This window comes from Saccharothrix espanaensis DSM 44229 (genome assembly GCF_000328705.1).
Taxonomy (GTDB): domain Bacteria; phylum Actinomycetota; class Actinomycetes; order Mycobacteriales; family Pseudonocardiaceae; genus Actinosynnema; species Actinosynnema espanaense.
The window spans coordinates 5,978,300-6,001,138 of the sequence record NC_019673.1 but is presented as its reverse complement, the minus strand read 5'-3'; the positions used below and the strand labels follow the sequence as shown (position 1 = coordinate 6,001,138).

The following is a 22,839-nucleotide window of genomic DNA, read 5'->3' as shown; positions in this document are numbered from 1 at the left end:
AAGTTCTGGCACCCACAGGGCCGAGTGCGCCCACGTCGGCCGCTCGGCACCGACTGAGCGAGAACATCCTCCCCACGTTGTTCCCCTGCCGCCGCAGTTGCGCAATCATGATGACCATGGCGGCGGCAGGGCGGTTCCCGGCCTTCCGGGTGTTGCGGATCGTGCTCCTGACGGTGGCGTTGCCCCCGTTCATCATCGGCGTGGCGGTCGGTTCGGTGCTGCTGTACTCGCTGGGCGGGTGGGGCTGGTGGCGCTGGACGATCGTGGTCCTGGGCGGCTTGATCGTCCTGGCGGGCGCTGGGCTCGCTGTTGCGGGACTGAGATCGACGGTCGGCGACGAGCGCCACGAAGTCGCGGCGATCCTGCTGGGGGGTGCCCTGTTGACGGCCATGGCGCTCGCCTCGGTCGCCGCGACCAAGGCACGGGTGACTCTCGACAACGCCACCGCTGTGGAGTGCACGGTGCTCGCTCTGACCGGGGTTGTCGCGACGACAGGGGACACCTCGACACCGGCAACCGAACACGACCTGGAATGCGCGGGCGGATACCCGACGACCTATTTCAGCCCGTCTCCACAAGCCGAGGTGGGCGGGCGCTTCGAACTGCTGGTCGATCCCACGGGAGCGTTGCGCCCGACGACAGCGGAACACGTGGAAGAGGACTGGTGGTCGGGGCTGGTGATCACTCTTCTCGCAGCGGGGCTGTACATGGCGTGGAGCGGGTGGCGCGGCGCCCGCTGGCTGATCACCACCTCCGGGTCTTCGTCAGCAGCCGCAACTCACCAAACGCTCGACTGACCCGGCAGGCTTTCCTGCAAACCGATGAACACGTCCGGCGGACTACGGCCCGTTCTGCATGTACATCGCACGCACAAGTAGGAGATCAAACCGCCAGGTGCCCAGATCATCTGTCCACTCTGGACTGAAGGTCAACGCCGCCGGCGCGAAGTGGGCGAGACAGTGTCCCGTCGAGGGAACCAAACAGCGTCCGGCCGCGTGGCTCTCACCCGCCGCCGTGATCGATCTCGGCACCTTGCCCGGTGACAACAGCAGCAACGCCGTCGGGCTGAACAACGCCGACACCGTCATCGGGTACTCGAACCTGTGGTCACCGAGCGGCACCGGTTCCGAGTTACGCGTTGTGGGCATCAACGATTCGGGAGTCATCGTCGGCGACATAACCATCTCCGGACGGGCGGATCACGCTCTGCGGTGGAGCGCGGACGGCACCGTCAAGCCCAGCTTGACCCTGTCGACCTCGGTTCGTTCGGGCTGCCCACCGCGATCAACGCCACGGGCGCCATGGCGGGCGGTACCGGCAATCCGCCCTACCGGTAGCCGACCCGTTGGACGCCGGACGGGACCGCCACCACCCTGCCCCGCCTGCGGGACGACGAACTCGGCCGCGCGTCGGACATCAACGACCGCAACATGACCGTCGGCACCTCCACGAACCTCGTGTCGCTGCACCTGCGGGAAAACCACGCCGTGTACTGGACTCCGAACGGCACGCTGATCCCACTCGGCATGTTGCCCGGTGGCAGGACAAGCTATGCGGCAATCATCAACTCAAAGGGCACCATAGCCGGAACCTCCCACTCGGCCCACGGGGAACGGGCCGTGCTCTAGCGTCTCTGACCAACACCACCGCCCACCGCACTCACACGGGATCGGTCTCGGGGCCGGTCGCCGGACAGCCCTCGTCGAAGACGAGGAAGAGGACAGCGAGCGGCTAGAGCCGGTTGGCGCCGTCCTGCGTGCGGCGGGACTTCCGGGCGAGGTGGAAGATCCAGGCTGCGACCAGAGCGCTGACCAGTCCGACCACCAGCAACAACCACCCGATTCCCTGGCCACTGGAGGCGACGATGCCGATGCCCGCTACCACCGCCATGATGGCCATCAACGCCGTTGTCATGGCCCTCCAGGTGAAGGGCGACCGGTTGTCGAAGTCCTCGGACGTGTCGGCTTCCATGGTCCTCGAATGCCCGGAAACGGCTTCCGTCAACCCCGGGGTGCGTTCACCTCACTCCGCCGAACCGGGTGTAGTCGGACCTCCGTGAGTAGGTGCAGCCGCCGGTCACCTTGTGCGAACGGGGCGACCATCACGACTGCGCGCGGGTGTCGTGGGACGGCGTGGTGGGGCTCGCCCGTGGCCTCCTGCGGGTGGTTGGCCGGTTCCGAACTTCAGGGCTGTCTGGGTCGCGACCACGTAAGCGCCGAGCGACGTTCCGATTCGGCCGGTGGTCAGGAGGTGACGGCCAAACCCTGGGGGTTGGCGCCCACGGGCACCGTGCCGACCAGTGCCGGCGTGCCCGCGCTGACGATCGACATCAGGTTGGCACCGGAGTTGGCCACGTAGACGAAGCTGTCGTCCGGGCTCGCGGCGGTGCCCTCGGGCTTCGCGGCCACGGGCACCGCCCCGCCGATCAGGTCGCCGGAGCGATCGAGGACCGAGATCGTGTTCGAGTTCGAGTTGGTCACGTGGACGCGACCGCGCGGGGTGACCGTCACGCCGATTGGTGCGTCGCCGACCTTGGTCGTCGTGATGGGCCGGTGGCCCCTGGTCTCGATGACGGTGACGTCGTCCGTGCCGGTGTTCGCCACGTAGAGGCGTTCGCCGTCGGGGCTGAGGGCGATGCCGGCCGGGAAGAGGCCGGCGGGGATGGTGGCGACCGCCTTGTTCGAGGCGGTGTCGATGACCGTCACGCTCTGGGCGCCGTTGTTGGCGACGTAGACGCGGCTACCGTCCGGACTCGCCACCGCGCCGTGCGGGAACCGACCTACCGGGATGGTCAGGAGTGGCTTGTTCGTCGTGATCTCGATGACGGTGACCGTGCCCGAGCCGAAATTGGTCACATACGCGTGCGTCTTGGTCACCGCGACGTTGAACGGGTGCAACCCCACCGGCACGGTGGCCACCACTTCTCCCGCCCGAGTGTCGTAGACCGTCACGGTGTCGCTCCCGCTGTTGGCCACGAACACCTGGACACGTGCGGGCCAGCGTGGCTCAGCTCTGGCGGCGGGCGAGCTGCACACCGCCAGCACAACCACCATCATCCACATGGACAATGCATACCTTCGCCCGAAAGTGGAAGCGAACAACTCTGGGTAGATTCGAGGCCCTGTCGGCAACCACATCACTGTTCTCCCTCGACCGTGGAGTTCCTTCTTCGCCGCAAACAGAACATGAAGACCGTTCTGACCCGCACTCCTCCCACGCTCACCGGACGCGGGACGCTGACGTCCCGAGACGCGTACGGCTCCACACCTCGGGCGTGACCCTATTGGCCTAGTGTGCGATCTCGCTGAGTGAAGAGGGCTAGATGCCCTTCAGGGGGTGAATTCGACGCACGAGAAGGCGGGGCGTGCTCACAGATGCGGTAATGCGGGCCGTGGTGCGCGAGGCGAACTCCGCGAGGACCGGTTCTCGACCGGCATCCGCCACCTGGCGTCCCTGGGAGACGGCCCGTGGTGGAGGACGAGGTGATCCGCCGGGTCCGCCCGGCACCTGATGGGCCGGGACGGCGCCCCAAGCGCTGATCGTTGCCCGCGTCATGGGCCTCGGTGGACGAGGACGACACCTCGGCCGTAGGCAGAACTGGCAGCACCATCAGAACCAGGAACCGGTGATCTGGAGCGGAGAGGGTGGAATGCGGTCGACCGGAGCTGCCCGGGTCGGGTGTGCCGGTGCGCGGGTCACTTCGTGATGGTGGTCATGATGGTTCGACCGAGGTCGGCGGTGTCCGGCGAAGGTCGGTTGCCCAGCACGGCGACGATCGCTTGATCCGAGGACGAAACCCCGAAGTAGACGGAGAATCCGGCCACCGCACCGGTTTGCCAGATGGTCGTGAACACGCTCTCGCCCGTGGTGCGGAGGCCGTAGCCCTGTCCGTTGCCGGTGGCGTCGGTGGTCATTTTCGAGACGTTCTTCTTGCCCAGCAGGTCGAAGCCCGTGATGTCGGTGACGTCTGTGTCGCCCGAGACCAGGAACTCGCCCCACCGCACCAGGTCCGGGCCGGTGGAGACGATCGCGCGGTCGGCGTACCGGGCCGGGGTCGAGGCGGGGGAGCCGACCGCGCGCTGGGCCGGGTCGACGGTGTCCCAGTCAGCCGCGGTGGCGGCCATGCCCAGCGGGTCGAACAGGACGCGCTTGAGGTGCTGCCCGTACCGCTCGCCGGTGACGTGCTCGATCAGCGCGCCCAGGACCGCGTAACCGGAGTTGCCGGGCTGCCACGAACCCGGGGCGCGCACCAGCGGCAGGCTCTGCACGTGGCGGACCAGGTCGAGGTGGGACGGACCGATGGTCGACAACGCCTGCTCGGTGTAGTCGGGGAGGCCGGAGGTGTGCAGGAGCAGTTGCTCCACGGTGATCGGCTGCCAGCCGGGCACGCACACGGGCAGGCGCGAGCACACCGGGTCGCTCAGCTTCAGTTCGCCTTTGCGCGCCAGCAGGACCACGGCCACGGCGGTGAACATCTGGGTCGCCTCGCCGATCGGGAACCGGGTGTCGAGGGTGTTCGGTCGTTTCGTCGCCGGGTCGGCCTCGCCGTACGCCTCGGAGAGGTGCTTCTCCTTGCGCCAGCGGATCTCCGCGACACCGCTGAACCCCTCCTGCTTCAACCGCTGGTGGAACTCGTTGAACCGCTCCGGCATCTGCCGTTCCTGTTGGGTCAGGTCGTCCGGCTCGGGGGCGGCACAACCCGCGAGCAGGGACACCACCACGAACAGCTGGAGCAGACGTCGCATGGGGACCATTGTGACTAACGGCCGGCGCGCCCTCGCGGGGGGCGGGATCTCCGGCTGCCTGGAGAGGTTGAGCGGGTCGGATCCGGTCGTGGTCACTCCCGTGGGCGGCGTAACGGTGCCGTCGACCCCGGTGATCATGACGCCGATGAAATCCTGATCCGGTTGGTGGGGGCCGTCGGATCAACGTCCTCGCGTTGGCCGGTTGCAAACACTCTTGGGCACTGATTTCGCGGTGAGCGGCTCTTGATCCCATAGCGCGCACGTGATCCGCGATGTGCCCGCCAGGGCTTGTTCCTGGCGGCACATTCGCGTCTGTACAGGAAGGCTGAACGTAGGGAGGCCGAGGTTTCGGGCGTCGGAGACCATTTGTTGGGCCAGGGGCTGCGAAGATCGCAACGTCCTCGCCGCGCGGGGCTACCGCAGGCCGTTGGTTTTCGCGTCCGGCGCCATGCGTACGCGCTCACGCCGGGTCGTGTTCGGCGAGCACGTCGTCCGGTGGTGCGGTTGTCAGCAGTCCCCAGCGGCCTTCGTTGACGCCTTGGGGGCGTCCGCTGGTTTCCTGGACCGCTGTTCCCGGTGGCCAGGTGCCGGCCAGGGCCGGGCGGGGTCCGTCCAACCGGACCCACACCGCTCTGAACTGCGGCGGCCGGGCGAAAGCCGTGGCGACGAACCCGACCGGTCCGCCGAAGCGGGTGTGGGTGAAGGCGGCCTCGGCGGCGAAGCGCGAGCGAAGGAACCCGCACACGTGCTCGAAGCTCGTGTCGATGAACCGCGCGTCCGCGCCGAACTCCGTTTCGGTGAAGCCCGCCCCCTCCGCGAACTCGGTCCTCTCGAACCGCACGTCCGCGGTGAACCGCGTCCGCTCGAACCTGGCCGGACGGCCGAAGCTGCTTTCGTAGAACGTGGTGTAGCCGCCGAACTCCGCGCCGTCGAACGCGGCGTAGGTGGTGAACCGCGTGCCGCCGAAGCTGGCGCCGTCGTCGAACTTCGCCTGGGTGAACTCCACTTCGGCGGTGAACAGTGCGTTGTTGAACGAGGCCCCGTCGGTGAACCGGGTGTTGCTGAAGTTGGTGTTCGGACCGAACTCGGCCGCGTGGAAGTCGGCGCTGTCGAACGTGGTGGTGCCGAAGTGGGTGACGTGTCCGGCGAACCGGGTCCCGTGGAAGCCGGCGTGCTCGGCGAACTCCGCGCCGGCGAAGTAGGTGTTGCCGAGGAAGCGCGCCTCCCTGAACGCCACTCGCCGGGCGAACTTCGTCTTGCCGAAATCGGTCTGGCCGCCGAACCGCGACTCGGAGAACGAGGCGGTGCCGGCGAACTTCGCGCCGCTGAACACCACGGCCGAGCGGAAGTCGGCCCGCTCGAACGTCGAGGTCCCGCCGAACTCGGTCCCGTCGAACTGGGCACGACGAGCGAACACCGCCCCGTCGAAGCCCGCGTGGTGGTCGAACCGCGCACCGCTGAAGTCGGTGCTGCCCGCGAAACGCGCCCCGGTGAACACGGCGCCCAAACCGAAGTGGGCCTCGCGGAACCACACGTCGCCGGTGAAGGTGACTCCGGTGAGGTCGGCCGCGAGGACGTGGCAGCCGATCAGGTTGGCCGGACCGAGCACCGCACCGGTGAGGTCCATGCTGATCCCGGACCAGAAGGTCTCGACCGGCTTCTCCGTGGTGCCCGTGCGGAGGTGGTGGAACAGGATGGCCTGCGCCGTCCGCCGCACCTGGTGCTCCTGCGCCGTCTCGACCACCGAAAGGGTCGCGATGTCGGGGTGTGGGGCCGCCGGGGCAGGCCGTGTCGACGCCCGCTGTCGGGCAGCGCTGCCCAGCAGCGGCCGAAACACCCCTGACCGCCGGGCCGCCGGCGCTTGCGGCTCCGGCGGTATCGGCGGTATCGGCTCGTACGGCATCCGCAGATAGGCGCACAGCAGGTTGACGATCGTCTGTCGTTGGGTGGGGTTGTCCTGGGCGAGCCGTTCCAGCGCGAACAAGCCGGCCATCCGGACCGGGGCCTGCGTCGACCCGAGCTGATCGGCCGCCTTGCCGTACAGCTCGGTGATCCGGAGGGCCTCGGCGTTCGCGACCGCGGCGGCGTGCGCCGCGAGCGTCTGGTTCAGGCTCAGCTCCGCCGTCCGCTGCCTGCGCGCGGCCAGCCACAGCGCGGCCGCGCCGCCGACTCCCACCACGATCGTGCCGGCGGTCTTGATGGCGTCCAGCCGGGTGGAGTGCCGACCGTCGCCGAATGCCACCAGCAACCCCGCGGCAAGCCCGACACCGAGCACCGCCAGCCCCACCGCCGCCCAGGCCATCGCCCGGTTGGACAACACCGGCAGTTCGCCCGGCGGCTCCACCGGCGTCCGGTACACCAGCGGCGACATCGGCGGCGTGGACGGTAAGAGGGGATCCCGGGACGGTGACGTGCTCACCCGCCCATCATGGCGGCTCCACGCCGAACCCGGACCGGAGGACGGGTGGAACGCGATCGCGCGGCACGAGTTCGGGAAGAGGATCGTCCGGCGCGGAAAGCGGCCATCGTCGGCGACGTGGACATGGTGAACAGCGACGCCCTGCGCGACCAGGGCGTGGCGTTGTCGGGACAGCTCGCCGCCGGTCCACCTGGCGGTCAGCCGCTCGGTGCGTCGTCCCTGAAGAGAGCGGCGGCAGGGCTGACGGTCGCCCGGTCGTCTGACGAGGCTTCTGTCACTGCGCCTCTCCGGTGCGACGACGGACCGACAGGGTTCGGCGGGGCGTTGTGGATCTTCATCATGCTTTAACAATTCCCGGCCATCGTCGAAGGCGTGCCGGCTGACCGTCCGCCGGCGCGGGCGGGAGGTCCGGCGACGTGGGCGATGACGAGCGGCGTGGCTGCCGCGGCCCGGAACACCCGGACGCGCGTTTCGGCGCCCGGTCGGTGTTGGCGTTGGCCGCCGTCGCCCTCGTCGCGGTTCCGTTCGGGCTGCTGCTGTTCTTCGTCCAGTCCCGGTGGCCGCCGCTCCAGCACGTGGACGACGTCGCCCGCGACCGGCTGCACCGCTTCGCCCTCGACCACGACGTGTTCACCGCCGTGATGAAGGCGGCGAGCACGGCGGGGTCCAGCCCGGTCTACTTCGTCGTCTTCACCCTGGTCGCGGGGTGGCTGCTGTATCGCCGACAGCCACGTCCGGCCGTGTTCGTCGTGGTCACGGAGGTGGGTGGTGCGGTGGTGAACGGTGCGGTCAAGACCGTCGTGCACCGGGCCCGCCCGGTCGTCGCCGATCCGGTCGCGCACGCGTCCGGCCTGAGCTTCCCCAGCGGGCACGCGCAGTCGGCGGTCGTGTCGTACTCCCTGCTGCTCTTGTTGTGCTGGCAGGCGCTACCACCGTTGTGGCGATGGGTCGCGACGGCCACCGCGACGGTCGCGGTCCTCGCGATCGGCCTGTCACGGATCGCGCTGTCGGTGCACTACGTCTCCGACGTGCTCGCCGGCTACGCCCTGGGAGCCGCCTGGATCACCGTGATGACGGCCGTTCTCGGGGCGTGGCGGCGGGAACGCGGCTCACCCCCGGACCGGGTGCCCGCCCGAGCCGCCTGACGAGCCGCTGGGAGCTGGTCGAGGTCCGGATCCAGCGTCAGCCACTCAGGTGCGCAACCGCCACGAACCGCGAACAGCTCCTAGACCGAGCCGGCGGGCAGGCGGACGTGGAACGACGCCCCGGATGAAGGATTCGCCAGCCACACCGTGCCGCCGTGACGTTCGACCACGTCGCGGACGATCGCCAAACCCAGCCCCGCACCGCCGTCCTTGCGGGCGCGGGCGGGCTGGACCCGGAAGAAGCGGTCGAAGACGCGATCGTGATCGGCTCCCGGCACGCCCGGCCCGTCGTCGCTGACGACCAGTTCGGCGAACCCGTCCTCACCCAGCCACAACCCGACGGTGACGGTGCCGCGGGCGTGCCGCTCGGCGTTGTCCAGCAGGTTGCGGACGACCCGCCGCAACCCGCCCGCGTTGCCGTGCAGGCGGACCGCGGAGAACGGCGACAGGAGCACCTCGACGGTGCCGCGCGAGCGGATGGTCTCGATCTCGGCGAGCACGACCTCGTCGAGGTCCACCCAGCCGGTCGGGTCCGGCGCGTCGTCGGACCGGGCCAGTTCGAGCAGCTCGTCGGTGAGCCCGGACAGCCGCGCGCCCTCGCGGTGCAGGTCCTGCGCCACCCGGACCCAGTCGGTGCGGTCCGGGTGCGTGAGGCCGATCTCCAGCTGCGCGCGGATCGCGGCCAGCGGGCTGCGCAGCTCGTGCGCGGCGTCGGCGGCGAAGCGCTGCTGACGGTCGTGGTCGGCCTGCATCCGGGCCAGCATCGCGTTCATCGTGCGGGCCAGCCGGCCCACCTCGTCGTCGGTCGGCGGCTCGGGCACCCGCCGGTCGAGCCGGCTGCCGGTGATCTCCGAGACCTGTCGGCGGATCGCCCCGATCGGCCGCAGGGCGCGGCCGACCAGCAGCCACGACACCAGGGTCACCGCGACCACCAGCACCGGCACGATCACGGCCATGGCGTGGACGGTGGCGGTCACGCCGTCCTCGACGTGGTCCAGCGACGCCGCGGCGTACACGGCGACGGGACGGCCCGCCAGCGTGCCGCGCACCCCGGCGACGGTGCAGCGCTCGCCGTCCGGCAGCCGCGAGGTGCCGGTGACCACGTCGGCGTCCGGCCACAGGGCCAGCAGCCGGGTGCCGCCGAGCGCCTCGTTCGACGCCAGCACCGCGCCGTCGCGGTCGACCACCTGCACCAGGTCGGGCAGCGCGGCGGGCAGCCCGGCCTCGACCAGCGGCACGGCCGACTCGGCGCGGGAGAGGGCCTGCTCCTCGGCGTCACCGGTCAGGTCGTCGCGCACCAGCACCGCCACGACGGCACCGCCCAGGACCAGCCCCAGGCCCACGACCAGCACCGCGAGCACGGTCAACCGGAGCTGGACGCCCCACCCACCGCGGCGGCGCACTCAGCCGCCCCCGGGGTCCAGGCGGTACCCGCAGCCGCGCACCGTGCCGATGGCGTGCCGGCCGAACGGCACGTCGACCTTGCGCCGCAGGTAGGCGATGTACACCTCCAGCACGTTCGACTGGACCGGGATCGCCGGGTCCCACACCTCGTCGATCGCGAACCGCTTCGACACGACCTGGCCCGGCCGCGACATCAGCAGTTCGAGCAGCGCGAACTCGCGCGGGGTCAGCTCGATGGCGGTCTCACCACGGCGGCAGCGCCGGCCCACCCGGTCCAGCACGAGGTCGCCCGCCGCCAGCACGTCCGACCCGCGCGGCCCGGACCGGCGCAGCAGGACGTGCAGCCGGGCCAGCAGCACCCGGTAGGAGAACGGCTTGGTGAGGTAGTCGTCCGCACCGATCCGCAGCGCCCGCAACTGGTCCAGCTCGCCGTCGCGCGCGGTGAGCACCAGCACCGGCACCTCGACGCCGGCCCGGCGCAGCCGCGCGCACACGTCCAGCCCGGTCAGGCCGGGCAGCATCAGGTCGAGCACGACCACGTCGAACGGCCGGGACAGGACCGCGTCGAGGCCCAGCAGACCGTCCTCGGCCGTCTCGACCTCGAACCCGTCGGCGCGCAGCCCGGCGGCGAGCGCGTCCGCGAAGGACCGCTCGTCCTCGACCACCAGCACCCGCCCGTGCCGCTTCACGTCAGCACCCGGTCGGCGACGACCCTGCCCCGCTCCATCACCAGCACCCCGGTGCAGATCTCTTCGACTTCGGGGAGGGTGTGGGTGGACAGCACCACCGTGGTGCCCCGACCCGACGCGATCGCCGCCACCAACCCCAGGATCTCCCGCTGCCCCGCCGGGTCCAACCCCGACGTCGGCTCGTCCAGGAACACCACCACCGGATCGTTGACCAACGCCCGCGCGATCCCCAACCGCTGCCGCATCCCCCGGCTGTACGAGCCGATCCGCGACCCGCCCCGCCCCGCCAGCCCCACCTGCTCCACCAACCCCGCCGCCACCCGCGCCGCCTGCCCGCGCGACCGCCCGAACAACCGCGCGTGGTACGCCAGGTACTCCACCCCCGTCTGACGCGCCGGATACCCCGCGCCCTCCGGCAACACCCCGATCCGCGCCCGCACCTCCGCCGCCCTGCTCCCCGGCACCCCCGCCACCGAGAACTCCCCGCCCGACGGCGCCAACACCGTCGACAACAACCGGATCGTCGTCGTCTTCCCCGCACCGTTGGGCCCCAACAACCCGATCACCTCACCCACCCGCGCGGTGAAACTCACCGACTCCACCGCCGAACGCCCCCCGAACCACTTCGACAACCCACGAGCCTCGACCACGACGTCCGCGGTGCGGGCGGGCGGCGACCACGCCCGTCGCGGCGGCAGGACCCGCACCGGTTCGCGGGCGCGGGGTGCGTCGAGAGCGGGGTCCGCGCGCAGGATGGCGCGCTGGAGGGTGCTCAGCCGTGATTCGGGTTCCAGCGCCTGCTCGTCGGCCAGCCTGCTCCGGGCGGCGCGGTAGGCCTCCAGCGCGTCGGTCACCCGGCCGCACCGGTAGAGCGCGAGCATCAACTGCGCGTGCAGTCCCTGCCGGTACGGGTGGCGCGCGGCGAGGTCGGTCAGCTCGTCGACGACGGCGGTGTGCCTGCCCAGCCGCAGTTCGGCGTCGAGGCACTCCTCCAGCGCGCTCAGCCGGGCGTCCTCCAGGCCCTGGCAGAGCATGGTGGCCACGTCCGAGGTCGCCACGTCGGCCAGGGGCGGACCGTGCCACAGCGCGAGCGCCCGCCGCAGCAGGTGCACGCGCGCCTCGTCGTCGGTCTCGCGCCGGGCGTCGGCGACGCGGGCGCGGAACCGGTGGACGTCGATCGACAGGGGGTCGAGCTTGAGCACGTACGCCGAGCCGCGGGTCAGGATCTCGACGTCGGAGAGCCCCGTCCTGGCCGACGCGATCGCGCGGCGCAGGCGCGAGACCATCACGTGGATCCCGTGGTAGGCGGTGCGCGGTGGCCGCGCCGGCCAGGTCAGGTCGACCAACCGGTCCACGGGCACCAGTTGGTTGGCGTTGAGCGCCAGCACCGCGAGCACGAAGCGCTGCTTGCGCGGCCCGAGGTCGAGTTGCTGTTCCTGGCACCAGGCCTCCACCGCACCCAGTAGTCGGAACTCCACGGCGGCCCCCTCCCAGCGGGTTCTCGCTCCAGTCATCTCCCGGACCTGGAGTTTTGTTCCGGTGGCCCGGGTGTCGCCGCTGGAATGTGCCCCAATTGTGTGCACATGGACGCTTTGAGGAAAAGGGTTCGGCCGGTTTTCGGCCGGTGTGAGCCGCCGGTCGCGTGTCGGAACCTGTTCACAGGCAGTCGGTTCGCCCGGCTGTCGACCTGTCCTCCACCCGATGGTGGATTGCCGTGACCGGCGGTGATCCGGGTACCGGGCCGGTGGCGGCGCTGTTTCCGCCGATCCGACGGCACGTCGACGGCAATGGTTCGGACCTCCGAATATCGACTTGTCCCAGTACCTGTGCAACGGCTGGAAGGAGGCCGGAATTCCGCCGAACGGCCGTTCCGGGCGGCCACCCGCGACGGGCGTCTCAATGAATCGGACTATTTCGTGTTCTTATCGTTCTCTCATCTCCGGGCGATCCACTCGGGACATTGCTCCTATCGTGGAGGCGAGGCCATGTCAGGTGTGACCCTTGAGGCTCGTGGGTTGTCGAAGTGGTTCGGGGGGCGTTCGGCGGTGGAGTCGGTGAGTTTCACCGCGCGGGTGGGTGAGGTGATCGGGTTGTTGGGGCCCAACGGTGCGGGGAAGACGACGACGATCCGGTTGTTGTCGACGGTGTTGGCGCCGTCGGGCGGGGAGTTCTCGGTGGCGGGGGTGCCGGGGAGCAGGGCGGCGGAGGTGCGGGCGCGGATCGGGGTGTTGCCGGAGGGCGCGGGGTATCCGGCGCGTCAGACGGGGGTGGAGTACCTGGCGTACCACGCGCGGTTGTTCGGGCGGTCGCGCGGGCAGGCGGCGCGGGTGGCGGCGGGGTTGGTGGAGCAGGTGGGGCTGGCGGGGCGGGGCGGGTCGCGGATCGGCTCGTACAGCCGGGGGATGCGGCAGCGGTTGGGGATCGCGCGGGCGTTGGTCAACGATCCGGTGGTGGTGTTCCTGGACGAGCCGACGTCGGGGTTGGACCCGGCGGGGCAGCGGGAGATCCTGGGGTTGGTGGCGGCGATCGCGTCGGGTCGGGGCACCACGGTGGTGCTGTCCACCCACACCCTCCCCGAAGTCGAAGAGATCTGCTCGACCGTCCTGATCCTCGACAAGGGCAAGGTGATCGTCTACGACACCGTCGCCGGGGTGACCGAGGGCGGCGCGGGTCGCCGGATCGGCCACGTCAGGGTGCCGCCGGACGAGGTGGGCCGCGCCGGCGAGGTGCTCGCCGCGGTGCCCGGCGTCGAACTGCTCCCCACCGACCGCGCGAACACCGTCGTGTTCGCGGCCACCGAGGGGCTGAACGAGGCGCTGTCGGCGGTGCTGGACGCCGGCGTCCCGGTGTTGTCCTTCGACGTCGGGGGAGTGCGCCTGAACGACGCGTTCCTCGCGATCACCGGCGGTGATCAGCCGTGACCACGACCGTCGAACCGGACGCGGCCCCGGCCCGGCCCGGGTGGTGGGTCATCGCCGGGCAGGAGAGCCGTGACCTGTGGTTCGGCGGCCGGGGACCGGTGCTGCTGTTCGCCTACAGCGTGCTGCTCAGCGCCGTGACCTACCTGGCCGCGACCAACCAGATCCTGAACTTCCTCGAACAGCGCGAAGCGGTCAACCTGACGCTGCAGGTCTCGGTCGCGGTCGGGGTGCTGATCACCATGGTCGTCGCGGCCGACGCGATCAGCGGCGAGCGCGAGCGCGGCACGTTCGAGAGCCTGCTGCTCTCGCCGGTCTCGCGCGGCGCGATCGTGCAGGGCAAGCTGGCCGCCGCGATGTCGTTGTGGGGCGGGACCTTCCTGGTCAGCCTGCCGTACCTGTGGGTGCTCGGCCACGGTGTCGGCGTGGTCGCCGGCGCGGTCCTGCTCGGGATGCTCGTCGGCACGTTGCTCGCCTTCGCCATGGCCGCGATCGGCCTGCTGATCAGCGCGGTGTCCAGCGCGAACAAGGTCAGTCTGGGCGCGTCGCTGTTCCTGGTGCTGGCCCTGTTCGCGCCCACCCAACTGCCCGCGATGCCGACCAGCGCGGTCGGCGAGGTGCTCACCCGCGTCAACCCGCTGACCGCGGGCATGCACTACCTGCAACTGGTGGTGCTCAAGGGGCACAGCTGGACGCAGGACCTCGGGTACCTGATCTCGCCCGTGGTCGCGGTGGCCGGCGCGGTGGTCGCGCTGGCCGTGGCGGGACCTCGGATCGTCCGGCTCGGCGGAGGGGGTGGACCCGCATGAGGCACGTGGGCGCGTTGGCCGCGGCGGCGGCCCTGGCCCTGGGGGCGCCCGGGGTCGCGGCGGCGACGGTGGAGGTGGCCGTCGACGGGACGCGCGTGGAGAAGCCCGTCGGGTCGTACATCAACATCCGGTCGACGGTGACCAACACAGGTCCCGACAAGACCGCGAAACTGGTGGCGCACCTCAACGTCGCGTCGATGAACGACGTCTACGTCGACCTGGAGGACTGGACGGCCGGACCGACGCAGTCGGTGGACCCGTTGGGGCCTGGGGAGAGCACGACCGTGTCGTGGGACGTCCAAGCGGTCAACGCCGGCACGTTCGACGTCTACGCCGTGGTGCTGCCCGACGGATCGGGGCCGCTCGCCGTGAGCCCGCCGATCCACGTCGAGATCACCGGCCGCCAGACCCTCGACCCGGGCGGCGCCCTGCCGGTGGCGTTGGCGATCCCCGTCGTGCTGGGCGCGGTGGTGCTCTTCACCCGCCGCCGGCTGCGCGACACGGCCTGAACGCGCACGGCGGGAGGGCGGCCCCGGACAACGGGACCGCCCTCTCACGTCACGCGGGTGCGGGCTCGGGCTGTTCCGCCTTGCGCCGCCGCCGGCGCGGACCGCCGAACTTGAGGTAGAGCGACGGTGTCACGAACAGGTTCAGCAGGGTCGAGCTGAACAGGCCGCCGATGATGACGATCGCCATCGGGTGCTCGATCTCGTGGCCCGGCAGGTCGCCCGCGACGGCCAGCGGGACCAGCGCGAGACCGGCGGCCAGCGAGGTCATCAGGATCGGGGCGAGGCGTTCCAGCGCGCCGCGCAGCACCAGTTCCTCGCCGAACGGCTGTCCCTCCTCCCGTTCCAGGTGCTGGAAGTGGTTGATCATCAGGATGCCGTTGCGCGCCGCGATGCCCAGCACCGTGAAGAACCCGACCAGCGAACCCAGCGAGAGGATGCCGCCCGTCAGCAGCGCACCGAGCACCCCGCCGACCAGCGCCATCGGCAACGTCAGCAGCACCAGCAGCGCGAGCCGCCAGCTGTTGAACGCCGTCGCGAGCAGGAACAGGATGCCCAGCACCGCGACCCCGGAGAACAGCAGCAGCCGGTCCTGGGCCGTGCGCGCCTCCTTGTACTCGCCGATCAGCTCGGCGTGGTACCCGGCCGGGTACTGGACCCGGGCCATCCGCTCCTCCACCTCCTGCGCCACGGTCGCCAGCGCCGCGCCGTCCTTCACGTTCGCGCCCACGTCGATGCGGCGCGACCCGTTCTCCCGCAGGATCTGGTTCGGCGACGGGACCACCTTGACCTCGGCCAGGTCGCCGATCGGCACCTTGCCGCCGCCGGGGGAGTCGATCAGCAGCGCCCGCACGCCCTCGACGCTGTACCGGGCCTTGGGGTGGCTCCACACGTGCACCTCGGTGTTCTTGCCGTTGCGCCAGATGTCGCCGGCCTCCTCGCTGGAGATGAACGCGGCCGCCGTGCGCCGCACCTCGCCCGGGGTGATGCCGTACCGCGACGCCTTCTGCAGGTCCACCTCCACGTGCACCTGCGGCACGTTGGTCTGGAGGGTCACGTGGGCTTCCTTGATCCCGTCGACCCCGTCGATGCTCTCCTTGACCGCGTTCGCCTTCTCCCGGAGCACCTCCAGGTCGTCGCCGTAGATGCGGACGATGATCGCGTCGCTGCCACCGGTCAGCACCTCCTTGGTGCGCTCCTTGAGGTAGGTCTGGACGTCGCGCTGGAGCCCGGGATAGCCGTTGACCACCTGCTGCACCGCGGCGACGGTCGTGTCGTAGTCCACGTCGGGGGAGATGCTGATCCAGTTCTCGGTGAAGTTCATCCCGACGACCTCGTCGGCGAGCGTGCCCTGGCCGATGTGCGCCCCGAAGTTGCGCACGCCGGGTATCGCGCGCAGCTCCTTGCTCACCTGCTGGGTGATGCGCACCATCTCCTCGCGGGACGCCCCGGGCTGGGCCACCCAGTGCATCAGGAAGTCCCGCTCCTTGAACGAGGGCAGCAGGTTGTTGCCCAGCAACGGGAGTGCCGCCATCCCGGCCACCAGCACCACCGCGACGGTCGAGTACGCGACCCCGGGCCGGGGGATGATCCTGGCCAACAGCGCGGTGTAGCCGCGCTGGAGCCACGTCACCAGCGGCGAGTGGTGCCGCTCGATCGGGGCCTTGGCCAGCAGCATCAGCGCCAGGGCCGGGATCACGGTCAGCGCCACCACCAGCGAGGCCAGGATCGACAGGCCGTAGGCGAACGCCAGCGGGCGGAAGAACGACCCGGTCAGGCCGCCGAGCATGAACACCGGCACGATCGACACCAGGATGATCATCGTGGCGTGCACGATCGGTCCGCGCACCTCCAGCGAGGCCTCCAGCACGATCCGGGCGGTGGACTTGTCGCTGCCCTCCCGTCTGTGCTGCCGTATTCGCCGGACGATGTTCTCGATGTCGATGATGGCGTCGTCCACCAGCACGCCGAGCGCGATGACCAGGCCGGCCAGGATCATCACGTTGATCGTCGCCCCGGCGACGTGCAGCACGAGACCGGCGGCCACCAGCGACAGCGGGATGGTGATCGCGCTGATCAGCGCGACCCGCCACTCGAACAGGAAGAAGATCAGGATCAGCACGACGAGCCCGAAGCCGAACAGCATCGCGCGCCCGAGGTTGTCCACCGACTGCTCGATGAACGTCGCCGGCCGGAAGATCTCGGTGTCGACCTCCAGCCCCCGCATCCCCGGCGCGAGCTCCCGGAGCGCCTGCTCGACCCCGTGCGTGACCTCCAACGTGTTGCCCCACGGCAGCTTCTCGATGATCATCATGATGCCGAGGCCGTCGTTGATGACGGCGTCACCGGTGAGCAGCGACGGCGGCATCACGTCGTCCCGGATCTCCGCCACGTCCTTGAGGTAGACCCTGGGCGCGCCGGGTGCGGTCTCGATCGGGATCTCGGCGAGCTGCTGACCGTCGAGCCGGGGCAGCTGGTGCTGCACCGGGAACCGGTTGTTGGCGGTGTCGACGTACCCGCCGGTGCCGATCTCGAAGCCGCCCTTGAACTTCAGCTGCCCGACGTCCACCGCGTTGCCCGCGGAGTCGAGCACCTGCTGCATGGTGACGTTGTGCTTCTTCATCAGGTCGGGGTCGACCAGGGCCTGTTTGACGTGCCAGCGGTCGCCCCAGATGGCGGCGTTCGCCACGCCGGGGATCCGCATCAGCCGAGGCCGGATCGTCCAGTACGCCTGCAGCGCCATGTCGACGTGGGCCGCGTCGGACTTGTCGTCCTGCGAGATGCCGATCTTCATGACCCGGCTGGTCGAGGAGAGGGGTTGGATCATGAACGGCGAGTTGGCCCACCTGGGCAGGCGCGGGGTGATGGCGTTGAGCCGTTCCTGGATCAGCAGCCGGGCCTTCATCAGGTCCGTGCCCGGCGTGAAGATCATCACGATCGAGGAGAGCTGCGAGACCGACTTCGACCGCATGGCGGTCAGGCCCTCGATGCCGTTGAGGCCCTGCTCCATCGGCACCGACACGAGCTCTTCCACGTCGCGGGCCGACAGGCCGATGCAGGTGGTCTGGATCTCCACCCGGGGTGGCGCGAACTCCGGGAAGGCGTCGACGGGCGTGGACTGGAGTTGCAGCACGCCGAAGAACATCATCATCGACGCCGCGACCACCACGAGGAAGCGGAGCTTCAAGCTCGTCCGCACGATCCAGCGCATCATGGCGCGAAACTCCTATCGTCCCGAGTGGACGTTCACGGACTACTTCCCGACCCCGAGCTCGGCGCCGTACAGCTCGACCACGCCGGTCCGCACGACCTTCGTGCCGACCGGTGGGCCGGCGGACAGGTACGCCTCGGTCCCCTTGTCGCCGCCCACGTTCTCGACCACGACCTTCTCCCGCGCGTAGCTGCGCGACCCGGTCTCGACGAACACCCACGTGCCGCCGTCCGCGCTGTAGATCACGGCCGCGTACGGCACCACCAGACCGGACGCGCCCGTCGCGATCTCCACCGTCTCCACGCCGACGCGCTGGTGGGCCCGTTCGGTCAACGTCACGCGCTTGACGTCCTTGCCCGAGATCGACTCGACCTTGGCCGGCGGCTCGACGGGCCGGTCGTCGGCGGTCGGCGTGCCGGCGCACCCCGCCGCGCCGAGGGCCAGGACGACCAGTGCCGCCGCGATCCATCGCCTGCTAGGCATCTGCCTTCTCCTTCGCCGTGAACCGCGAGTACAGACCGGGCAACAGGAACAGGTTCACCAACGCGGTGGTGACCAGACCGCCCACGACGATCAGGGCGAGCGGCATGGCGACCTCCAGCCCCGACACGACGCCGAAGAACGCCAAGGGCGCGAGCGCCAGACCGGCACCCAGCAGACCCGCCACGGCCGGCGCGAACCGCTGCCGCGCGCCGAGCAGGACACCGTCCGCGTCGTGCGCGGCCGACTCCTGGAGGTGGCGCACCTGGAGCAGGCTGCCGCGCACGGCGACGGCGAGCACCGCGAGCAGGCCCAGCAGCGCGACGACCGACACCCGGTCGCGCAGCAGCACGGCGACCAGCACACCGCCCGTCAACGACACCGGCAGCAGCAGGTAGGTCAGCCACGCCAGTCGCCAACTGCGCAGCCCCGCCTGGAGCAGGAAGAACACCAGGATCGCGCCGCCCACCACGTAGGTCCAGACCTCGAAGTCCGTGGACGCCCGCACCTGGCTCTCCCCGAGCACCTCCAGGTGGTGCTCCCGGGGGAAGGTGACGCCCGCGACCTTCTGCCGGACCTCGGCGGTCACCTCGTCCAACCCGCGGCCGCTCACGTCGGCGACCACGTCGAGGCTGCGCGACACCTGGTCGTGCCGGATCATCGCGGGCTTCGAGGTGATCCGGACGTCGGCGACGTCGCTCAGCCTGACCTGGGTCGCGCCACCGTCCGGGCCGCCGGTGGGCGCGTCGATGAGCAGGTTCTTGACGCTGGTCGGGTCCTGCCGCAGTTGCGGCGTGCCCCACACCACGACCTCGAACACCTTCTGCTCCTCGAACAGGTTGCCCGCCACGGTCGCCGCGACCAGCGTCGCGGACGCCCGGCGCACGTCACCGGGCTTGAGCCCGTACTGCGCCGCCTTCGCGACCGACACCTCGATCTCCATCGTCGGCGCGACCTGCGTGCTGTCGACGCGCGGGGACGCGACACCGCTGATCCCGCGCAGGATTCCCCGCACCTCTTCGGCCTTGCTGTCGAGCACCCCGTAGTCGTTGCCGTAGACCCGGACGACCAGGTCCGACGTGCTGCCCCGGGTGACGACCTCGCGGACCCGCTTGTCGGAGTAGGTGAGCACGTCGGTGCGGATCCCGGGGTAACCGGCGGCCACACCGCGCACGGCGTCCAACGTCCTGGCGTAGTCGGCCTCGGGGGCCATGCTCAGCCACACCTCGCCGGAGTTGATGTTGACCACCTGGTCGGAGGCCAGCGCCCGCCCCGAGTGCGCGCCGACGTTGCGCACGCCGTCGGTCCTGCGCAGCTCACGGGTGAGCGCGGCGGTGATCCGGTTCATCTCCGGCCGGGACGTGCCCGGCGGGGCCTCCACCGCGATGAGCAGGTCGCGTTCCTGCAACGTCGGGGACAACGGCCGCCCGCCGAGCAGCGGCAGCACGGCCAACCCGACGATCAGCAGCACCCCCGCCACCGCGAACCCCCAGACCCGGCCGCGCAACAACCGGGCCAGAGCCGAGGCGTAGCCCCGTTCCAGCCACTCGGCGACCGGTGAGGGCCGGTGCCGCAACGACTCGCCGGACAGCAGCACCGTCGCGAGGACGGGCGCGAGCACCAGGGCGACGAAGAACGACACGAGCGTCGCGACCAGGAACCCGATCGCGACCGGAGCGAGCAACGCTCCCCGCACACCGTCGAGGACGAACAGCGGCGCGACCGACACCGCCGAGATCACCGCCGCCACGAACAACGGCCCGCGCACCTCCAGCAGCGCGCCGCCGATCACGTCGGACACGCCGCGCTCGCCCCGGTCCCGCAACCGCCGGCGCACGTTGTCGACCCCGACCACGGCGTCGTCCACCACGACCGCGAGCGCCATCACCAGCCCCGCCAGCGTCATCAGGTTCAGCGGCACGCCGAACCACGACAGCACCAGCACCGTCACGGCGACCGAGGCCACGATCGACACCAGGCTCACCAGCGCGGAACGCCAGCTGAACAGGAACGCGCCGAGCAGGAGCAGCAACAGGATGCCGCCGAGCACGAGCGACAGCGTCAGGTTCTCGGCCATCCGCTCCACGAACGTCGCCGGCCGGTAGACCGTGGTGTCGACGCGGATGCCGCCCAACCCGGGCCGGAGCTCGTTCAACGCGCCCTCGACCCGCGCGGTGACGTCCGAGACGCTGGTGCCGGGGAAGCGTTCCACGACCAGCATCAGGCTCGGCTCGTCCTCGACCACCGCGTCACCGATGAGGATCTGGTGGTCCTCGGCGATGGTGGCCACGTCGCCGAGCTTCAACCCCCGGTCCTCGGCGCCCTGCACGGTCACCTGGCCGAGCTGGGCCGCGGACTTGATCGGCTGGTTGTGCTGGATCTCGATGCGCTGGTTGGCCGTGTCGACGAAGCCGCCCAGACCCGGGGTGGACGCCTCGACGAAGGTCAGCGGCGAGACCCACAGGGCGTTCGCCGACGTGCGCAGCACCTGGTCCAGCGTGACGGCGTTGAGCGCCAGCTTCGACGGGTCGACCTGCACCTGCAACTGCCGGTCGCGGAAGCCCCAGACCGCGACGTTCGCCACCCCCGGCACGCTGAGCAGCCGCGGCACGATGGTCCACCGGGAGAGCAGGGACATGTCGATCAGCGACTTGTCCTCGCTGGAGAGCCCGATCATCATCAGCCGGCCGGTGCTGGACAGCGGCTGCACGACCAGCGGCGGTTTGGACGACGCCTGTGGCAGCGCGGGAGCCATGGTCAGGCGCTCCTGCACCACTTGGCGCGCGCGGATCGGATCCGTGCCGGGCTCGAAGGTCATCTCCAGCGACGAGAGTCCGGGGATGGTCCGCGATTCGAGCTTGGCGAGCCAGGGTATGCCGTTGAAGAACTCGTTCTCGATGGGGTTGGTGATCAGGTTCTCGACCTCTTCGGCCGACAACCCGAGCGCCTCGACCTGGACGTCGACCCGGACCGGCCCGAACTCCGGCAGCGCGTCGACCGACGTGTTCCGCAACTGCGCGAAGCCGAACGCGAGCAGGGCGACCGCGACCGCCAAGACCAGGCGGCGGTACTTCTGGCTCGACCCGACGATCCATCGCATCATGCGCGAAACGATGGACCGCGAACCTCAGAACCCGGTCATACCGACCTCATGGCCCGCTCATATGACCCCGCGCTGAGCCCCCACCCGCCGGTCGGCCGCCTCCGCCACTCGATGCCGATCCGCCACCACGACCCGGCACGACCCGGCACGCGTGACACTCAGTACACCACCGACGCCGCACGCCGTGGGCCCCGTTTCGCCGACCGGATGACCGAAGACCGGCACAAGACCTGCGCTCGCCCTGCCCGGTCGTTGCGGCATCACCGGGAGGGCACCGCCGCTCGGACGCGTCGAGATCAGAGGTCCTGAGGGGATGGCCTTCCATGGTGAGCGTGTGGACGGTGTGGGTCACGTCGATCGCGATGCGGGTGGAGGTGATGTCGTGGCCCACGGCGTCGACCACGGTGATGTGCAGGAGGGCGTCGGGCGGGACGAACCAGTCGTAGAGGTCGCCGCCGGCGGGCGCAGGGCGTCTTCCTGCCGGGACGTCGCTCCGCACGCGCACCGGGCGACGTTCGGGTGGCCGGTTCGCCGTGCGCGCAGCGGTGGTTGGAGGCGCAGCGTGCCGTCGGTGGCGCGCTTGTCCGGGTCACCCGCCGGTTCGGAAGGGGTGACGGCGGCGGGCAGGGGCGGTCCGGTCTCCGTCGCGAGCGCCCGCGCCGTCACGTCACCCACTGCACGATGGTCACGGTCGTGCCCCTGCCGACCTCGGTGTTGATGGCGAACTCGTCGACCAGGGTGCGCGCGCCGCCCAACCCGTGGCCCGGTCCGGTGCCGGTCCCGAAGCCGTCGGCGAGCGCTGCCGGCACGTCCGGTATGCCCGGTCCGCTGTCGGTGACCGACAACCGGAGCCCGCGTCTGCCGCGTGGCGAGGTCACGGTGCTGATGACCAACGTCCCGGCACCGCCGTGGACGTAGGCGTTGCGGACCAGCTCGCTCGCGGCGGTCACGATCTTCGTCTGGGCGATCAGGCCGAGACCCGCCGCGACCGCGGCGGCGCGCACGGCGTGCCGGGCGGGCAGCAGGTCGGGCTCGTCGCGGACCAGGTGCGTCGACTCGACGACGGCACGCCGGTGGGCGTCCAGGATCCCACCTGCTCGCGCATGACCGGCTCCCGCGGCCGTCGCGCACCGAGTCCCCTGCCGACCCGACGCCGTCCGGGCCTGTGCGGCGTCGAACATCCCCTCCACGTCGGCCGGGCTCACGTGGAGGCCGCACGGCGTGCCGGCGACTGCGGGCGGTCTGCCTGCCACGATCGCCCGGCGGGCACCTTGGCCAAGAGGTCGCGCATGATCGGGTCCCCCTCTGCGGCCGCGGTCCACGACCCCTTCTCGCAGTTGCTAAACTATTGTCTCTCGACAAACGTTAGCAGGAGTAGCGACCCTGTGGGCGAGCGTCCGCGTGCGATGC

Annotated in this window: 17 protein-coding genes; 6 read left to right on the top strand and 11 right to left on the bottom strand. The window is 70.5% G+C overall.

The features are described from left to right. Positions 1-107: 107 nt before the first annotated feature. Positions 108-797, top strand: coding sequence for a hypothetical protein (locus tag BN6_RS25945; protein ID WP_041314055.1), 690 nt, complete (start codon positions 108-110; stop codon positions 795-797). A 633-nt stretch (positions 798-1,430) separates the two neighbouring features. Continuing rightward, positions 1,431-1,628 (top strand): hypothetical protein, encoded by a 198-nt coding sequence (locus tag BN6_RS45975; protein WP_015102738.1) that lies wholly within the window; start codon positions 1,431-1,433, stop codon positions 1,626-1,628. A 103-nt stretch (positions 1,629-1,731) separates the two neighbouring features. On the opposite strand, the gene BN6_RS25930 is transcribed toward BN6_RS45975, so the two are convergent. From BN6_RS25930 to BN6_RS46935, 4 genes are all read right to left on the bottom strand, one after another. Further along, the gene (locus tag BN6_RS25930) at positions 1,732-1,971 is read right to left on the bottom strand and encodes a hypothetical protein (RefSeq protein WP_041314046.1); all 240 of its coding nucleotides are present in this window, start codon (positions 1,969-1,971) and stop codon (positions 1,732-1,734) included. Positions 1,972-2,243: 272 nt separating this feature from the next. Next, the gene (locus BN6_RS25925) at positions 2,244-3,101 is read right to left on the bottom strand and encodes a YncE family protein (RefSeq protein WP_158509432.1); all 858 of its coding nucleotides are present in this window, start codon (positions 3,099-3,101) and stop codon (positions 2,244-2,246) included. A gap of 594 nt (positions 3,102-3,695) precedes the next feature. Continuing rightward, entirely contained in the window at positions 3,696-4,745 is a 1,050-nt protein-coding gene (locus BN6_RS25920) for a serine hydrolase domain-containing protein (RefSeq protein ID WP_041314043.1), read from the bottom strand. A gap of 460 nt (positions 4,746-5,205) precedes the next feature. Beyond that, a complete protein-coding gene (locus BN6_RS46935) occupies positions 5,206-7,116 on the bottom strand; it encodes a pentapeptide repeat-containing protein (RefSeq protein ID WP_015102734.1) in 1,911 nt (636 codons plus the stop codon). A gap of 464 nt (positions 7,117-7,580) precedes the next feature. On the opposite strand from BN6_RS46935, the gene BN6_RS25900 reads away from it, so the two are divergent. Further along, positions 7,581-8,309 carry a phosphatase PAP2 family protein gene (locus tag BN6_RS25900; protein WP_015102733.1) on the top strand — a complete coding sequence of 243 codons (729 nt, stop codon included), beginning with the start codon at positions 7,581-7,583 and terminating at the stop codon, positions 8,307-8,309. 80 nt (positions 8,310-8,389) lie between these two features. Here BN6_RS25900 and BN6_RS25895 read toward each other — a convergent pair whose 3' ends face one another. From BN6_RS25895 to BN6_RS44125, 3 genes are read right to left on the bottom strand one after another with little or no spacing between them, the layout of a single operon-like run. Then, on the bottom strand, positions 8,390-9,712 hold the full coding sequence (locus tag BN6_RS25895) for a sensor histidine kinase (protein WP_015102732.1): 1,323 nt from the start codon (positions 9,710-9,712) through the stop codon (positions 8,390-8,392). Then, positions 9,713-10,402 (bottom strand): response regulator transcription factor, encoded by a 690-nt coding sequence (locus tag BN6_RS25890; protein WP_015102731.1) that lies wholly within the window; start codon positions 10,400-10,402, stop codon positions 9,713-9,715. Continuing rightward, on the bottom strand, positions 10,399-11,880 hold the full coding sequence (locus tag BN6_RS44125) for a BTAD domain-containing putative transcriptional regulator (protein ID WP_158509431.1): 1,482 nt from the start codon (positions 11,878-11,880) through the stop codon (positions 10,399-10,401). Before BN6_RS44125 ends, BN6_RS25890 begins: the two co-directional genes overlap by 4 nt. Positions 11,881-12,456: 576 nt before the next feature. Between BN6_RS44125 and BN6_RS25880 the strand changes: the two genes are divergently transcribed. From BN6_RS25880 to BN6_RS25870, 3 genes are read left to right on the top strand one after another with little or no spacing between them, the layout of a single operon-like run. Further along, a complete protein-coding gene (locus BN6_RS25880) occupies positions 12,457-13,323 on the top strand; it encodes an ABC transporter ATP-binding protein (protein ID WP_231904747.1) in 867 nt (288 codons plus the stop codon). Beyond that, positions 13,320-14,129, top strand: a complete 810-nt coding sequence (locus BN6_RS25875) for an ABC transporter permease (protein ID WP_015102728.1) — start codon at positions 13,320-13,322, stop codon at positions 14,127-14,129. The genes BN6_RS25880 and BN6_RS25875 overlap by 4 nt, the downstream gene beginning before the upstream one ends. After that, positions 14,126-14,638 carry a COG1361 family protein gene (locus BN6_RS25870; RefSeq protein ID WP_015102727.1) on the top strand — a complete coding sequence of 171 codons (513 nt, stop codon included), beginning with the start codon at positions 14,126-14,128 and terminating at the stop codon, positions 14,636-14,638. The genes BN6_RS25875 and BN6_RS25870 overlap by 4 nt, the downstream gene beginning before the upstream one ends. Before the next feature lie 49 nt (positions 14,639-14,687). Here BN6_RS25870 and BN6_RS25865 read toward each other — a convergent pair whose 3' ends face one another. From BN6_RS25865 to BN6_RS25850, 4 genes are all read right to left on the bottom strand, one after another. Then, positions 14,688-17,849, bottom strand: a complete 3,162-nt coding sequence (locus BN6_RS25865) for an efflux RND transporter permease subunit (protein ID WP_015102726.1) — start codon at positions 17,847-17,849, stop codon at positions 14,688-14,690. A 39-nt stretch (positions 17,850-17,888) separates the two neighbouring features. Then, positions 17,889-18,329 (bottom strand): efflux RND transporter periplasmic adaptor subunit, encoded by a 441-nt coding sequence (locus BN6_RS25860; protein ID WP_015102725.1) that lies wholly within the window; start codon positions 18,327-18,329, stop codon positions 17,889-17,891. Further along, complete coding sequence (locus BN6_RS25855; protein ID WP_015102724.1) at positions 18,322-21,429, bottom strand: efflux RND transporter permease subunit; 3,108 nt, start codon at positions 21,427-21,429, stop codon at positions 18,322-18,324. Before BN6_RS25855 ends, BN6_RS25860 begins: the two co-directional genes overlap by 8 nt. A 662-nt stretch (positions 21,430-22,091) precedes the next feature. Further along, a complete protein-coding gene (locus BN6_RS25850; protein ID WP_331712599.1) occupies positions 22,092-22,682 on the bottom strand; it encodes an ATP-binding protein in 591 nt (196 codons plus the stop codon). Positions 22,683-22,839: the final 157 nt, after the last annotated feature.